The 15,074-nt window shown below is 50.0% G+C and carries 15 protein-coding genes and 3 tRNA genes; 2 read left to right on the plus strand and 16 right to left on the minus strand.

Features of this window, described 5'->3' with window-relative positions:
- Positions 1 to 42: 42 nt before the first annotated feature.
- From ACO0LB_RS07850 to ACO0LB_RS07860, 3 genes are all read right to left on the minus strand, one after another.
- Entirely contained in the window at positions 43 to 1,071 is a 1,029-nt protein-coding gene (locus tag ACO0LB_RS07850) for an amidohydrolase family protein (RefSeq protein ID WP_423048395.1), read from the minus strand.
- Positions 1,072 to 1,146: 75 nt separating this feature from the next.
- Positions 1,147 to 2,511, minus strand: a complete 1,365-nt coding sequence (locus ACO0LB_RS07855; RefSeq protein ID WP_423048202.1) for an MFS transporter — start codon at positions 2,509 to 2,511, stop codon at positions 1,147 to 1,149.
- Positions 2,512 to 2,718: 207 nt separating this feature from the next.
- A complete protein-coding gene (locus ACO0LB_RS07860; RefSeq protein WP_423048204.1) occupies positions 2,719 to 3,846 on the minus strand; it encodes a 4-oxalomesaconate tautomerase in 1,128 nt (375 codons plus the stop codon).
- A 106-nt stretch (positions 3,847 to 3,952) separates the two neighbouring features.
- On the opposite strand from ACO0LB_RS07860, the gene ACO0LB_RS07865 reads away from it, so the two are divergent.
- Positions 3,953 to 4,852 (plus strand): LysR substrate-binding domain-containing protein, encoded by a 900-nt coding sequence (locus ACO0LB_RS07865; protein WP_423048206.1) that lies wholly within the window; start codon positions 3,953 to 3,955, stop codon positions 4,850 to 4,852.
- A gap of 141 nt (positions 4,853 to 4,993) precedes the next feature.
- On the opposite strand, the gene ACO0LB_RS07870 is transcribed toward ACO0LB_RS07865, so the two are convergent.
- The 4 genes from ACO0LB_RS07870 to ACO0LB_RS07885 form a co-directional block, all read right to left on the minus strand.
- Positions 4,994 to 5,842, minus strand: a complete 849-nt coding sequence (locus ACO0LB_RS07870) for a class III extradiol dioxygenase family protein (RefSeq protein ID WP_423048208.1) — start codon at positions 5,840 to 5,842, stop codon at positions 4,994 to 4,996.
- Positions 5,843 to 5,844: 2 nt separating this feature from the next.
- Positions 5,845 to 6,198, minus strand: a complete 354-nt coding sequence (locus tag ACO0LB_RS07875; protein ID WP_423048210.1) for a protocatechuate 4,5-dioxygenase subunit alpha — start codon at positions 6,196 to 6,198, stop codon at positions 5,845 to 5,847.
- 165 nt (positions 6,199 to 6,363) lie between these two features.
- Positions 6,364 to 7,350, minus strand: a complete 987-nt coding sequence (locus ACO0LB_RS07880; protein ID WP_423048212.1) for an aldo/keto reductase — start codon at positions 7,348 to 7,350, stop codon at positions 6,364 to 6,366.
- A gap of 190 nt (positions 7,351 to 7,540) precedes the next feature.
- Positions 7,541 to 8,551: a zinc-binding alcohol dehydrogenase family protein gene (locus ACO0LB_RS07885; protein WP_423048214.1), complete on the minus strand. Its 1,011-nt coding sequence runs from the start codon at positions 8,549 to 8,551 to the stop codon at positions 7,541 to 7,543.
- An 89-nt stretch (positions 8,552 to 8,640) separates the two neighbouring features.
- On the opposite strand from ACO0LB_RS07885, the gene ACO0LB_RS07890 reads away from it, so the two are divergent.
- Entirely contained in the window at positions 8,641 to 9,552 is a 912-nt protein-coding gene (locus ACO0LB_RS07890; RefSeq protein ID WP_423048216.1) for a LysR substrate-binding domain-containing protein, read from the plus strand.
- A 128-nt stretch (positions 9,553 to 9,680) separates the two neighbouring features.
- On the opposite strand, the gene ACO0LB_RS07895 is transcribed toward ACO0LB_RS07890, so the two are convergent.
- From ACO0LB_RS07895 to fdh3B, 9 genes are all read right to left on the minus strand, one after another.
- Positions 9,681 to 9,756: transfer RNA gene (locus ACO0LB_RS07895), tRNA-Glu, on the minus strand.
- Positions 9,757 to 9,810: 54 nt separating this feature from the next.
- Positions 9,811 to 9,886: transfer RNA gene (locus ACO0LB_RS07900), tRNA-Glu, on the minus strand.
- A gap of 36 nt (positions 9,887 to 9,922) precedes the next feature.
- Positions 9,923 to 9,998 (minus strand) — tRNA-Ala (locus ACO0LB_RS07905).
- Between the two features lie 67 nt (positions 9,999 to 10,065).
- Positions 10,066 to 11,460: a glutamate--tRNA ligase gene (gene gltX, locus ACO0LB_RS07910; protein ID WP_423048218.1), complete on the minus strand. Its 1,395-nt coding sequence runs from the start codon at positions 11,458 to 11,460 to the stop codon at positions 10,066 to 10,068.
- Positions 11,461 to 11,595: 135 nt separating this feature from the next.
- Positions 11,596 to 12,459, minus strand: coding sequence for a formate dehydrogenase accessory sulfurtransferase FdhD (locus ACO0LB_RS07915; RefSeq protein ID WP_423048220.1), 864 nt, complete (start codon positions 12,457 to 12,459; stop codon positions 11,596 to 11,598).
- A 135-nt stretch (positions 12,460 to 12,594) separates the two neighbouring features.
- On the minus strand, positions 12,595 to 12,975 hold the full coding sequence (locus ACO0LB_RS07920) for a hypothetical protein (protein ID WP_423048222.1): 381 nt from the start codon (positions 12,973 to 12,975) through the stop codon (positions 12,595 to 12,597).
- A gap of 16 nt (positions 12,976 to 12,991) precedes the next feature.
- Positions 12,992 to 14,182 carry a formate dehydrogenase subunit gamma gene (locus ACO0LB_RS07925; protein WP_423048224.1) on the minus strand — a complete coding sequence of 397 codons (1,191 nt, stop codon included), beginning with the start codon at positions 14,180 to 14,182 and terminating at the stop codon, positions 12,992 to 12,994.
- 15 nt (positions 14,183 to 14,197) lie between these two features.
- On the minus strand, positions 14,198 to 14,431 hold the full coding sequence (locus ACO0LB_RS07930; protein ID WP_423048226.1) for a hypothetical protein: 234 nt from the start codon (positions 14,429 to 14,431) through the stop codon (positions 14,198 to 14,200).
- A gap of 2 nt (positions 14,432 to 14,433) precedes the next feature.
- Entirely contained in the window at positions 14,434 to 15,069 is a 636-nt protein-coding gene (fdh3B, locus tag ACO0LB_RS07935; protein WP_423048228.1) for a formate dehydrogenase FDH3 subunit beta, read from the minus strand.
- Positions 15,070 to 15,074: the final 5 nt, after the last annotated feature.

A 15,074-nucleotide genomic window follows, 5' to 3' on the forward strand; every position in this document is an offset into this window, starting at 1 on the left:
TTCCTTTAACTTGTGAGTTATCTTTATGACGAAAGCAGTGGCTTATTTGCCTTTGGCTTTCAGTGCGGCATCAAGACGTGGGAATACGCGACGGGCATTACCCTCATAAATCTGGAAGCGGTCATCGTCACTCAGAATCTTGGATGCTTCGATATATCGTTTAGTGTCATCGTAGTAATTGCCGGTTTCCGGGTCGATGCCACGCACCGCACCGATCATTTCGGACGCGAACAAAACGTTTTTGACTGGAATCACGGTGTTGAGTAAATCAATCCCTGGCTGGTGATAGACGCAGGTATCAAAGAAAATATTGTTCAGCAGATGGTCCTGCAGCAATGGCTTTTTCAATTCCTGGGCCAACCCGCGGAAACGTCCCCAGTGGTAAGGAACAGCACCACCGCCGTGTGGAATCAGGAATTTCAGCGTTGGAAAATCACTGAACAAATCGGATGTCAGGCATTGCATGAAAGCTGTCGTATCTGCATTCAGGTAGTGGGCGCCAGTTGTGTGGAAGCAGCTGTTGCAACTGGTGGACACGTGAATCATTGCAGGAATATCGTATTCGACCATTTTTTCATAGATCGGATACCAGGCTTTATCGCTCAGCGGTGGCGATGTCCAGTGACCACCACTTGGATCTGGATTTAAGTTAATACCAACATTGCCGTATTCCTTGATACATTTTTCTAGCTCTGGGATACAAGTAGCAGGATCAACGCCAGGTGATTGTGGCAACATCGCAGCACCGATAAAATTATCTGGAAACAGCTGCGAAACACGATAGCAAAGCTCGTTACAAATTGCCGCCCAAGTGCTGGAAATATTGAAATCGCCAATATGATGTGCCATGAAACTGGCGCGAGGAGAGAAAATCGTCAGGTCTGAACCGCGCTCACGCATCAGACGCAACTGGTTAGTTTCGATCGACTCACGCAACTCGTCATCACTGATTTTCAGCTCTGAGACTTTTGGCATCATCGATGGATCTTTGATACCGGCGATTTGACGATTGCGCCAGTTTTCCAGCGCTTTAGGTGCTGTCGTATAGTGACCGTGACAGTCAATGATCAGAGGTTGTGTCATATCTGTTCCTAATAAATTCAATAATACAGAGAGGTTTTTTTCATCACGCTGAATAAGTCAGTCTCAATGCGCTAAGACTTCTTTTACGGTAGTTTTCTCAACATCCTTTTTTTCTGGATGAACTGCTTGTTTGATGGTCAGAGCGATCGCTGCAATGAGCCCGGGAATCGCCAATATGGCAAAAATCACATCAAAACTGAGTTGGCGACGTGCCAGTTCTGCCACCAGAAACGAACCGGCAATACCACCAAAGCGACCTATTCCCAGCATCCATGCCACACCTGTGGCACGGCCTTGTGTCGGGTAATAACTCGCCGCCAATGCCGGCATAGAAGATTGTGCTGTATTCATCAATGCACCTGCCACAAACACGACCAGCACCAGCAAACCGACGTTGCCTGAAACCTGACCGATCGCAAAAATCGCCAGCGCTGTCAGCACGTAACCCGCAGCGATAATGCGGTTGCCATTAAATCTGTCCATTAACCAACCAAAGAAAATTGCACCCACGCCACCCAACGGGAACAATGCAGAAATCATGGTTGCGTCTTTTGGTGCGATACCCGCATCTTTAAACAGAATCGGCATCCAGTTAATCAAGGCATAAAAAATGACCAGTCCCATGAAATAAGCAAACCACAACATGAAAGACCCAACCCGATATGGGCGTGACAAGACAACGGCTATGCCACTTTGACCCGCCACGGATTGCTTTACTTCTGTCAGAAAAAAAGACGATGCATTTGCTGCGCTGGAAGAAATACGTCCCAGTACTGCCTTGATACGCGTGACAGGCTGTGCCCGTGCAACCATGTAACGAACCGATTCCGGCAAAAACAACATCAGCAACACAACCAAAACCAATGGCACAACGCCACCAAGCATCAGCACACCACGCCAGCCCCATTGAGGAATAATCCACGCCGCCAGAAAACCACCAAATGCGGCGCCCATAGGAAAGCCGGAAAACATGGCATTCGTCAGCATCGCACGGCGCTGATCAGGGCAATACTCACTCATCAATGTCACTGCATTGGGCATCGCTGCGCCAAGTCCAATTCCGGTAATGAAGCGCAACACTGTCAGCTGTGATAAATCGCCAGCAAATGCCGACGCCAGAGAAGCAACGGCAAACATCAGTACGGAGACAACCAGCACACGCTTACGACCAATGCGATCCGCCATCGGTCCTGCCGATATTGCTCCCGCTGCCAAGCCAAATAAAGCGGCACTGAGCACTGGCCCCAGCGCCAGTTTGGAGACACCCCACTCCTTGATCAAAGATGGTGCGATATACCCGATAGCAGCAGTATCAAAGCCATCCAGCAGCACAATAAAAAAACAGAGACCAAAAATCAGCCATTGATAACGTGAAAAGGGATGTTCATTCAGGAATGCCTGTACATCAACGTGCTGCTCTTTACTCATTTGTTGTCTCCGGTCGTGGTGTTTTATCGTCGATAAAAATTATTTTTATATTTTTGTATTTTTGTATTGCTGTATTTTTTAAATACGTTGACTTCTACTACTGCCATTACTGCTTTATCACCGTTACTTCTATTACTACTGTGACTACTGTAACTACTAACTCCTGTTATTTCCGTTATTTAGGATATATCTCTGTTCCTTTGTGCTTTACTTCTGACCATTCCAGACGAACTCTGGCACCATGACTTCACCGCGCATAATCAACCGTGCCGTTCTTAGCAAGGCGGCCCGTGTGACGTTTTGTGGATTCGTCGGATCAATACCTAGTTCGACACTGAATTCACCTGTCGGATGCTCAACTGATACCGTAGTGACATCTCCAGCCGACATTACAGCGACGCCATCGCAGGTAGAGCCTTTCAAGACGCACGCGGTACCAACAGTCACGGCAGCCAGAACGCCGATGGCATCATGACAAACATGAGGAATAAAACTGCGGGTACAAATGCTGCCACCTTCACGCGGAGCGGCGATTAATGTCATTTTTGGATAGTTTTTGCTGCTGACGTCGCCCAGCCCCATCAGATGCCCGGTCTTGATGCGCAAAGCCTCGATACGTTTCTTCAACTCAAGATCGGCATTCATCTCCGCTACAGATTCATACCCCGTACGGCCAACATCAGTGGCACGGAAAATCACGAGCGGCATGCCGTTATCAATGCAGGTGACCGATAACATGAAAGAGTCAAACCCTTCGCCCTCTACGGTAACGGTATCGACCACATTGCCCGTTGGCAGCAGGCCGGAACAGACAGAACCGGCGGTATCAAGGAAATTAATCGTAATGGGTGCAGAACTGCCTGGTACACCATCGATTCTGGCGTCACCGTCATACCGTACCTGACGACCATTGGATGTCATTGGTGTCTGCACCGTGACATCACATTGCATGTCGGTATTCAACGTCAGTACGCGCACCGTCGTGGTATCACCCTGCGCCTCAATCAAGCCACGCTCCAGCGCAAATGGCACGACGCCCGCGAGCATGTTGCCGCAATTAGGCGTGGTATCGACAGTGTCTTTTTCTGGTTGCAACTGTGCAAACAAAAAATCCAGCGCAACGCCAGGCGTATTACTGCGACTCACAATACCAACCTTGCTGGTCAGTGGATTAGCGCCGCCAAGACCGTCAATCTGACGCTTATCGGGAGATCCCATGACCGCCAACAACACACGATCTCTGGTCGCGATATCAGAAGGCAGGTCTGACGCGAGGAAGAAGGGGCCGCGGGATGTACCGCCGCGCATGAATAGTGTAGGAATAGGTGTTTGCATGCATCACATTATGGTTTGCGACAACGCAATGTATAAGTCGATTCATGTACTAGCAGTTATAGCAAACTGGCATAATAAGCGTCACCATATTCACTAATGACGAAAAATGGACCTTAAACAACTCGAGTACTTTGTGCACGTCGCAGAGCTAGGCAGTTTTACCAAAGCATCTGTCGTGCTAAATATCGCGCAACCGGCGCTCAGCCGCCAGATACGGCAGCTGGAGGTGGAGTTGCGGCAGAATCTTTTATGCCGCAATGGCCGTGGTGTGACAACAACAGAAGCCGGACAACTGTTGCTGGAACACGGTCGCGGCATATTGCATCAGGTCGCACGCGCTCGTGAAGATCTGGGTCGTGTCAGAGGGGCATTGGCTGGGCGTGTAGCCGTTGGTCTGCCGCCAAGCGCATCGAAAATGATGACGGTACCGTTAACACGTGAATTTCGGCACAGGCTGCCAAATGCGACATTATCGATCAGCGAAGGCTTATCTATTTCCATGCAGGAATGGTTACTGGCGGGGCGTCTTGATATCGCACTGCTCTACAATCCGGCAGCCACGGCCGATCTGGACATCACGCCGCTCGCCGAGGATGCCTTGTATCTGGTCAGCAAACGCGAAAAAGAGGCGATACCAACGGAAATCAGGCTAAAAGATGTAGCGCAATTGCCATTGGTCATTCCCAACCGGCCCAATGCTATCCGCACACTGATCGAATCACAAATGGCGGCCATAGGCTGCAAGCCCAGAATCAATCTCGAAATTGATGGCGTTTCTGCCATTCTTGATTTGGTTGCCGAAGGCGAAGGTCATGCGATTTTATCGAAGTATGCATTAGCAACCGCGATCAACCCAGATGCGTACCTGATACGTCCTATCGTAGAGCCTCAACTGATCAGCCGTCTCTGTATGGCCACTGCATCTGGTCGTATTACCACCCTGACACAGGGCGCCATGCTGGAATTGATTCAGGAAATTACTAAAGATATTTTTGGCAACACATGAAAACAGATGAGCTTCATCACCGCGTTTTGAACCAGAAAATAGCGCCCCCGTGATGCCCATCATTCGATATAAAGACAAAAAAAGTTTCACCCCGGTCAGCAACCCGGAGTGAAACTTTCAGGGGAGATCAATTTTTTCTGTTTAACTGTTTTCCATCAGCAATGTGCCTGCTGCGGTATTAGAAATAGGAATATGATAGTTCGCACTCAGTTTGCTGACTTTTCCAGGTAGCGCCGCACGTGTTGCCAGCCACATCAGCAATTCTATGCCCTGAGTGCCAACCTGCTCTATCAACTCATGATTAGAATACTGCGTAGCCCAGGCAGGATCAGAAATCAGACTTTCCATGAACTTCAGGTCAAATTCTTTATTCACAAAACCTGCACGCTCACCATCGAGCTGATGTGACAAACCGCCACTGCCAATCACCACCACGCGGGCATCGCTTTCCCATGCTTCAATCGCCTTGCCGATCGATTGACCCAATTTGTAGCAACGACTGGCTGAAGGTAAAGGTACTTGCACGGTATTGATACAAACCGGCACCACGGTCACAGGCCAGTCGCCACTGTCTTTATGTTCCGGCCACAATAATGCCATCGGCAAAGACACGGCGTGATCAATCAACATCTCCTGGCAAGTAGTGATATCAAATTCATTCTCGACCAAAGATTCAATCAAGTGCCACGACAAATCAAGATTGCCACGTGCGGGCGCTAATGCCGGAATACCCCAGCCTTCATCAGCGTTATGGTATTCGGCTGCGGCACCAACAGAAAATGTCGGCATTTTATCGAGGAAAAAATTCAGGCCGTGATCGTTATACAGCACGACTGCCACGTCAGGCTTCACTTCATTTAACCACTGGCGTATTGGTGGGAAACCATCAAAAAATGGCTTCCAGTATGGATCTTGCTGCAATCCTTTGGCAATCGCGCGACCGATTGCAGGAACGTGTGAAGTTGCGATACCACCTACAATTTTTGCCATGATTATTTCCCTGCCTCTACGAGTTTAGCCTTGAATTCCTCTTTGCTCATGCCAGTTTGCTGCGCACCGATATCCTGCATATCGAGACCAAAAATACCAGCAAATTTCGCCAGATAATAAGCATTGCCTCCGGCCGCGATCAATTCCAGCACATTGCGATGACGGATAGCATCACTTTGTTGTGGATTCAAACCAAATTTACGCATATAGGCTTCTTCATCCGCCTGAAACTCCTTGCGACATTGTTCAGAATTAAAGCTGAAACACATTTTATTCAGTGCGTATCCCTTACGCGCCTGCTCGCCATCAAAGATGGTGGTTCCAGGGATTGCTCTTGGGGGATTGAGATGCTTCATTGGCACAACTCCTTTTATAGTCAAATCCAGCAATCGGGTCTGATCAGCCATAACTGATCGCCCGCCGTCTACTTCTGCCTCCGGAAGGCCTGCCACCAAGTGGACAGACAGCAGGCGACAGCGATATCTGCGTGGCAGATATCGTTTATCTCAGTTCACAACAACTTAAAACTCTTCGGTGTCGATTTCGCTCTGTGTCGCCGCGTTATAACGTGGGGCAATGACCGTATGCTGGTTAATCAGCTGATCCAGCGCTTCGATTAAGTGTGGGGTCAGGTCGATCTGATCTGCTGTCATGTCTTCTTGCAGATGCTGCAGACTGGTCGTACCTGGGATGGGAATGATGTTGTCACTTTTAGCCAGTAACCATGCCAGTGATAACTGTGCAGGCGTACATCCGGCGTCGTGGGCGATGCGCGTCAGGCCATCAAGCAAGCCCGCATTGGCGGCAAAATGATCGACGCTGAAGCGCGGCATGCTACGGCGTATATCTTTGTCATCCAGATGAATGACGTCATGCATTTTTGCTGTCAAAAAACCACGACCAAGCGGGCTGAAGGCAACAAATGTCACACCTAACTGTTTGCAAGCGTCCAGTACCGCAATTTCCGGATTGCGTGTCCATAAGGAATATTCTGTCTGCAGCGCAGTGACTGGATGTACCGCATGCGCCTTGCGTAAAGTATCCGCAGATACTTCAGATAAGCCGATGGTTTTTATCTTTCCTTCTGCGACCAGTTCGGATAAAGCCCCTACGCTGTCTTCGATAGGGATTTTTTTATCCCAACGGTGCAGGTAATACAAATCAATGACATCTGTTTTTAAACGTCGCAGGCTATCTTCACAAGTACGTTTGATCGTCTCAGGCCTGCCATCGACCAGGCGCTTGCCATCTTCACGAAAAATTCCGCATTTACTGGCCAGCGTAAAACGGCTACGATGCGGCGCCAGAACCTTGCCCAGCAACTCTTCATTCGTACCAAAGCCATAAAGAGCAGCCGTGTCGAACAAGGTCACGCCCATGTCCAGCGCAGACAGGAGCAGCTGCTCCGCCTGTTGTTCAGAGGGTGGAATTCCATACGCATGACTGAGGTTCATACAACCCAAGCCGATAGCGGAAACGCTAAATTGCCCTAACTGACGTTGTTTCATTATGCTTACCTTTGCTTTGTCTCGTCCGACCTGCCTGTTTCATATATGGCGTTAACCATATCGTTCTTCATCAGGATTATGCGCGTACCACACCCTGTTGCTAAGTAGGGTATGGCACTATCAGTTATAACAATAAGGTATGCATATTTCAACAAAGAGTTTGTTGTAGATCAGGTGATCGCCAGCAAAATCAGGAAACAGAAAGAACAATTTTCCCCTGCGCTTTTCCACTCTCAATCAGAGCATGCGCGCGACGTAGATTATCAGCATTCATCTGCCCAAAATGGGCATTCACGGTCGTGCGTATCGCTCCGGTATCAATCAGCGCCGCCACCTCAGCCAGTAATCGCCCCTGCTCGGCCATATCCGCTGTCTCGAACATAGAGCGAGTGAACATCATCTCCCAATGTAAAGAAATCGATTTCGGTTTCAGTTGCATCACGTCCAGCGCCCCCATGTCATCAATGACTCCGAGCCTTCCTTGTGGCTTCAAGCTGGTAATGATGCTCTGAAAATGCTGCTGCGTATTCGTCAAACTGGCCACCAGGTCAATCTCCGTAATCCCGATTGCCTGCAATTCTTCATTGAGGGGTCGGGAGTGATCAATCACAGCATGTGCGCCCAGATCAAGGCACCATTGACGTGTTTCCGGCCGCGACGCAGTGGCGATCACCTTTAGTTGTGTTAATTGACGCGCCAGTTGTATCAATATAGAGCCGACACCACCAGCGCCACCAGTGATCAGTAACGTCTGTCCGGCGCCACCGTGCTTAGGCACTTGCAGGCGCTCAAACAGCAATTCATACGCGGTAATAGTCGTCAGTGGCAATGCCGCCGCTGACGCATCATTCAATGTAGCAGGTGCTAAAGCAACAATCCGTTCATCGACCACATGCAATTCGCTATTAGCGCCTGCACGGTTGATTGCCCCCGCATAATAAACACGATCACCCACTTTAAATTGCGTTACGTCCGAACCCGTTTGCTCGACCACACCAACCGCATCCCAGCCTAATACCTTGATCTGCCCGGCATCCGGTGATTTTGCTGCGCGTACTTTGGTATCGACAGGGTTCACAGATATGGCGCTGACCCTGACCAACAGGTCACGTGCTAACGGAACAGGATCAGGTAAGTCCAGATCTTCGAGGGCGAGCGCATGATCAACGGGATGCGGGTGATGGTATCCGACAGCTTTCATTTTTTCTCCTTGTGACAATGTAAATCGTGTGAACATTGTAAAATCACAAAAAATATTTGATAAGTTCAAAAATAAACTATTACTTTCAAATGAAAATTGAAAATATCAGCGATCTGCATGTACTGATTCAGACCGCTAAAGGTGGATCATTATCAGCAGCCGCCGCCACATTAAACATCACGCCAGCGGCTGCCAGCGCGACACTGAAACGGCTCGAAAAACAATTGGGAAGCCGTCTGTTCGAACGCTCTACCAGAGCCTTGCGCATCACTGCGCAGGGGCAAATCCTGCTTGATTATGCTCAACGTGCATTTGAATTACTGCATGAAGGTGAGTCACAGGCATCAGCCAATCATGCAGGATTGATAGGCACATTGCGTGTTGCCGCGCCGTCTGACTTAACTCGCACGGTATTACTCCCGTGGCTGAGCGAATTTATGGAAATGCATCCAGGCGTACAACTCAAACTATCGATTGGCGACCGGCCATTGGATGTACTACGTGATGAGGTTGATGTCGCCTTACGTTATGGACAACTGAGCGACTCGGGATTGGTCGCGCGCTTGCTGGTGAATACCAGAACCTTTTTGTGTGCGGCACCTTCTTATCTGCACAAACATGGGACACCCCAAACCCCGGAAGAACTGGCGCAGCATAATTGCCTGATCTTTGAACGCAGTGGACGACCATACCGCGTATGGAAATTCAGCAAAGAAGGCAAAACAAAGGTCGTCAGTGTCACAGGAGATCGCAGCATGGATGACGCTGCGCTCGCACGAGAATGGGCGATTGCAGGTGCGGGAATTATTCTGAAATCCGGCATTGATATCCAGGCAGATGTTCAACGCGGAAGGTTGAACACTTTTTTATCCGACTGGGAAACAGAGACATATCCGCTACACGCACTACTCCCAAGCAATCGCTTTATTCCCGCCCGGGTAAGAGCGTTTGTCGATTTTCTGGCAAACCGTTTTGCATCCGGAAAAAATGAATCCCTATGAAGTTGTAGATGCAAAATAGGGGAAGATGAGGGGCAACGAATAGTGAACGGACGAGATGAGGAAGATAGCAATTACTAAAAACTGTAGAAAATAAAAAAGGCTGCAAAAGCAGCCTTTTTTATTCATACTGGCGTCCCCAAGGGGATTCGAACCCCTGTACTCACCGTGAAAGGGTGATGTCCTAGGCCTCTAGACGATGGGGACAATGATCTGTCCTTGTTACTGACCTGACTTGTTGTCCACAATGAAAAAATTCATTGGCGTCCCCAAGGGGATTCGAACCCCTGTACTCACCGTGAAAGGGTGATGTCCTAGGCCTCTAGACGATGGGGACAACAAGTTTTATGTTCTGCCAAGCACCAACATTTCTTGGTGGAGGTAAGCGGGATCGAACCGCTGACCTCTTGCATGCCATGCAAGCGCTCTCCCAGCTGAGCTATACCCCCGGTGCAGAACAGAAACGAGATTATATGGGATGGGGACCAAGAAGTAAAGCCCCGCTCCCCTGCTTTCTTACTCTGCGATCACAGACAGACGTTGTAATACCGTAGTACGGCCAAACAATTCGATCACAGCATCAATGGAAGGCGTTTGCAATTGTCCTGTCAGTAACAAACGCAAAGGCATTGCCAGTTGCGGCATCTTGAGCGAATGCGACGCCAATACTTGTTTCAGAGCAGCAGACAGTGCCGCCTTATTCCACTCGACGGTGCTGCAGATATGCGCGTACTCACGCAATGCCGGCAGTACTGCCTCATTCACGTGTTGCTGCAACAACGCTGCATCAGCGGCAGGCTGGTGATAAAACAACATGGCGGCCTGACCAAGTTCCAACGTTGTATTGGCACGTTCTTTCAACAGCCCGATCACGGTATGTAACTCTGGAGCACCATCAAAAATAGCACCGTCTTTCAGCATGACTGGGCGGACCAGATCCGCCAGACGCTGATTGTCGGCAGCCTTGATGTAGTGATTATTAATCCATGCCAGTTTTTCAGGATTGAATTGTGCTGCTGCGCCCGATAAATGGGTCAGATCAAACCAGCTGCACATCTGCTCCATCGAAAAAATTTCATCATCGCCATGACTCCAGCCCAGACGAGCCAGGTAGTTCAGTATCGCTTCTGGCAGATAGCCTTTATCGAAGTAATCCATGACACTGACGGCATCGCGGCGCTTTGATAATTTCTGTCCGTCGGTACCGAGAATCATCGGCACATGGCCATACTGTGGCAGTGTCGCACCCAAAGCGTTAAGGATGTTGATCTGGCGTGGGGTGTTGTTGACATGATCATCACCACGGATAACATGAGTGATCTGCATATCCCAGTCATCGACTGCAACGCAAAAATTATAGGTCGGTGTGCCATCCGGACGTGCGATGACCAGATCGTCGAGTTCGCGGTTGTTAATGGTGATCTGTCCCTTCACCACATCGTTCCAGGTTACATCGCCATCCAAAGGATTTTTAAAGCGAATCACAGGCTTACGGTCAGCCGGAATCGCTGGCAGCGTTTTGCCACTTTCAGGACGCCAGGTGCCGTCGTAGCGCGGCTTTTCACCGGCAGCACGCTGACGCTCGCGCATGGCCTCGACTTCTTCCTGAGAAGAATAACAGTGGTAGGCCGTACCATTTGCCAGCATCTCTGCCAATACGACACGGTAACGATCCATGCGCTGCATCTGGTAGAAAGGACCTTCGTCGTGGGACAATCCCAACCAGTTCATACCATCTAAAATCGCCTGCACCGCTTCCGGGGTGGAGCGCTCCAGATCGGTGTCTTCGATACGTAGTACAAAGGTACCGCCATGATGACGGGCAAACGCCCAACTGAACAAAGCAGTGCGGGCACCACCAACGTGGAGATAGCCGGTTGGGCTGGGAGCAAAACGGGTACGGACTGTCATGGGATGGAATGCGCGGTCTGACTGCGAAACAGAAGCAAGCGACCTGAGCATACAGAAAAAGTTAAAAGCGGTATTCTACCGTTTTCGCTCTCATCGGGATACCGGCAGCCGACGCTAAGGTTGCCGGAAAAAAGGTCAGACTTGTTCGGTGACCGTCATTACTTCGGCGAACAGGTCCGGTTCAAACACCATCCGTTGTGCATGGGTCAGCAACAAGAAATGCCTGCCTGTACAGCGGGAGAACAAGCTCATGCCAACCTGTTCGGCAACCTGATGCCCCATTTCTGTAGTACCAGAACGTGACAGCAGAATGGGGATGCCCATTTGCGCTCCTTTGATTACCATTTCAGAAGTCAGTCGACCGGTTGTGTAAAAGATTTTATCGCCGCCTTCCATACCATCCAGCCACATCTTGCCAGCGATGGCATCCACCGCATTATGGCGACCGACATCTTCGACGAAATACAATAAGTCACCGTATTGGGAAAACAATGCGCAGCCGTGCACTGAGCCCGCTTTTTTATAGACAGATTGCTGAGTGCGGATGGTATCGATAATCCGGTATAGAGCAGATTGCCGGATACGCGCATGGTCCGGCAACACAATCTGGTCAACTTCATCCATCAGACCACCAAACACCGTGCCTTGTCCGCAACCCGTGGTCACGACCCGTTTTGCCGTCCGTTCCTCAATGCCAGCAACGCCATGCCGCGTCGTCACTGCCGCCGCGCCGACTTCCCAGTCCACCTGTACCGCTGTAATTTGATGAATGTCACGTATCAGGCGCTGATTCCGCAGATAACCGAGCACCAGCGCCTCCGGATTCCCCCCCATCGTCATCAGCGTGACGAGTTCGTGCTTGTCCAGATATACCGTCAATGGTCTTTCTGCAGGAATCGAGATCAGACTGGTACGGCCACGCTCATCCGTCACCTGCACTTCTCTGGTGAATTCGATGGTTGAGTGACTCAGTTCTGGCAAATGCAATGTATCAGGCATGATAAGGTATCTGTCAGAAGGCAAAAAACGTCTAAATATACTCCCCTTGAGTATATTTTCCAGCCCTTTATTTATAAGGACGACAGCGAAGAAATAGTAAAACTGAGGGGGAGTATGTAATTAATGGCTGCGATATTACTTCTTAGAAGCAACGGCTGCTGATGCTGACGTGCCTGTAGTCGGTGTCGGTGTCGGCGTCGGAGCAGGACTCTGCGCTGGTGAAGCGGCAACATCCGGAGCAACATAGGGGCCAGGATCAGCACAGGCAGGTGTCGTCACCGCCGCTGGCTTGATACTTTTTTCTTTCTGATAATGAGCAGCAACACGATCCTGCGCCTTGCATAATTGAAATGCGGCCACTTTATCTGACCATGCAGTCTTCGCCTTAGCTTCTTCCGCTTTTGCCTTCGCCTCAGGCCCGGGCTCTGGCAATTTTGCTTGTACGGCACCGCTCACAACAAACAATACCGTTGCCGCCGCGCTGACTAAATGCGCCATGTTTTGAGGTAAATTCATCGTTTTCTCCAAAAAATCAGACGCTGGCACCGGAATGGGCGATCGGTTCAGAAGCGCTTTGCTGACCACTACGCACGCGTGGAATGTTGCCCTGTTCAATATCGGCGTACCACAAATCGTGATGCTCTTTTGCCCAGACATCATCTACATAGCCGGTGCGCATGGATTCATAAGCCCCCTCCATCCCGACGGTACCAAGGTAGATATGTCCAATGACTGCCGACGCCGCTAATACTGCTGCAATCACATGTACCACACTGGCGATCTGCATATATGCTCTGGAGTACTCAAATCCAGGAATCAACATATCCAGGACGAACCCTGATGCACTGATCACGAGGCCAAGTGACACGACTACACCCCAGAAAACGATTTTTTCACCGGCGTTAAAGCGGTGGGAACTCACATGTTCACCATTCATCAGTCCGCCCATTTTGCTCAGCCATTTGATATCGGACGCATCCGGCAGGTTGTCGCGCACGAACTGGATAAAAAACAAAATGATCGAGACGGTAAAGACCGGGCCGACAAAATTGTGGATGTTCTTACAAAGAAAAGCCAGCCAGCCAAATAGCGTCAAACCAAAAAACGGCAACAGAATATGCTTACCAAATAAAATAATCCCGCCAGACACTGCCAACGTTACAAAACTGATTGCCATACTCCAGTGCAAGGTTCTTTCGGTCGGCGTAAATCGTTCAATCAGCCTGCCGGTACGCGGACCGTCCAATTTGATCTGTCCACGGAAAAAGTACATGGCAGCCACCGCTGCCAATGCCACCAGCAACAGCGTGCCACCGATCATCGTTAATGGCCCGTTACGATACTGACGCCAGGCTTCACCGGCTGTCGTAGCGCGGTTCTGGCCAGGGAACTGCGTCTTCCCCTGTATTAATACTCCAGCCTCCAGCGCAGGCAAACTGGAATAGTGTTTTGTACCATCTGCCACGCTGCGGAAAACCGGTGCCATATTACCGGGCTGGGTCTGACTACGCTCCGCCTGATTCTGCTTCAGGATATCGACCGACTCGACTCCCGGCAGAATTGCCGCCGTTGATGGTGCAGGCATTGCTGAAGGCGCTGGTGCCGTCGCAGATAAGTTCTGAGCAGGCTGTCCTTGTGCATCCTTACTTCCTGCATCTGCCTGCTGCGCCACGCTGAACTGGGATGCCAACGCCAGTGTCATGGCAAGTAATAAAGCTTTCATGCCAACTCCATGTCTTTAGTTGGTTTTGACATACTCATTCTGGTATTGACCACGAACGCGCACCTGATTTTCCCAACTGGTTTTGTCGCCCTTGTTCCAGCCTTTGGCAACAAACTCATTGTGAGCACCATTCCACGCTTTTTCATCGACCAATCCACGCTTGGTGGTCATCGCCTGATCACGCTCCCCACACCCGGAGAGCAGTATCGAGGCAGCTATCAGCATCACGCTGAACGAAATCGTTTTCATAATTATTTCTCCGTTGCTGGCTGCAATTCAGGTTTAGCGTCAGCATGCGGCGCTTTACCATAGGCAGTTCCCCAACCCCAGACTTCACTGCCTTTGCCACGCTTGACCACACGGTTACGGAAAATTTCAGAAATCACGTCGCCATCGCCGCCAAGCAAAGCTTTGGTCGAACACATTTCGGCACATAAAGGCAGCTTGCCTTCTGCCAGACGATTACGGCCGTATTTTTCAAATTCTTTCTCGGAACCGTCTTCTTCTGGTCCACCAGAGCAGAATGTGCATTTGTCCATTTTCCCACGCAGACCAAATGTGCCATTTGACGGAAACTGTGGCGCACCAAACGGGCAAGCATACGAACAATAGCCGCAGCCGATGCAGATATCCTTGTTGTGCAATACCACGCCTTCATCGGTGCGGTAAAAGCAGTCGACCGGACACACCGCCATGCAGGGAGCATCCGAGCAATGCATACAGGCGACGGAAATTGATTTTTCCTGACCGATCACACCGTCATTTACCGTTACCACACGACGACGGTTCACGCCCCACGGCACTTCATGTTCGTTCTTGCAGGCCGTCACACAGCTATTGCATTCGATACAGCGCTCTGCATCACAGATAAATTTCATTCTTGCCATTTTTT

The sequence above is a fragment of the Undibacterium sp. SXout7W genome, assembly GCF_049339385.1.
In the GTDB taxonomy this organism is placed as follows: Bacteria; Pseudomonadota; Gammaproteobacteria; order Burkholderiales; family Burkholderiaceae_D; genus Undibacterium.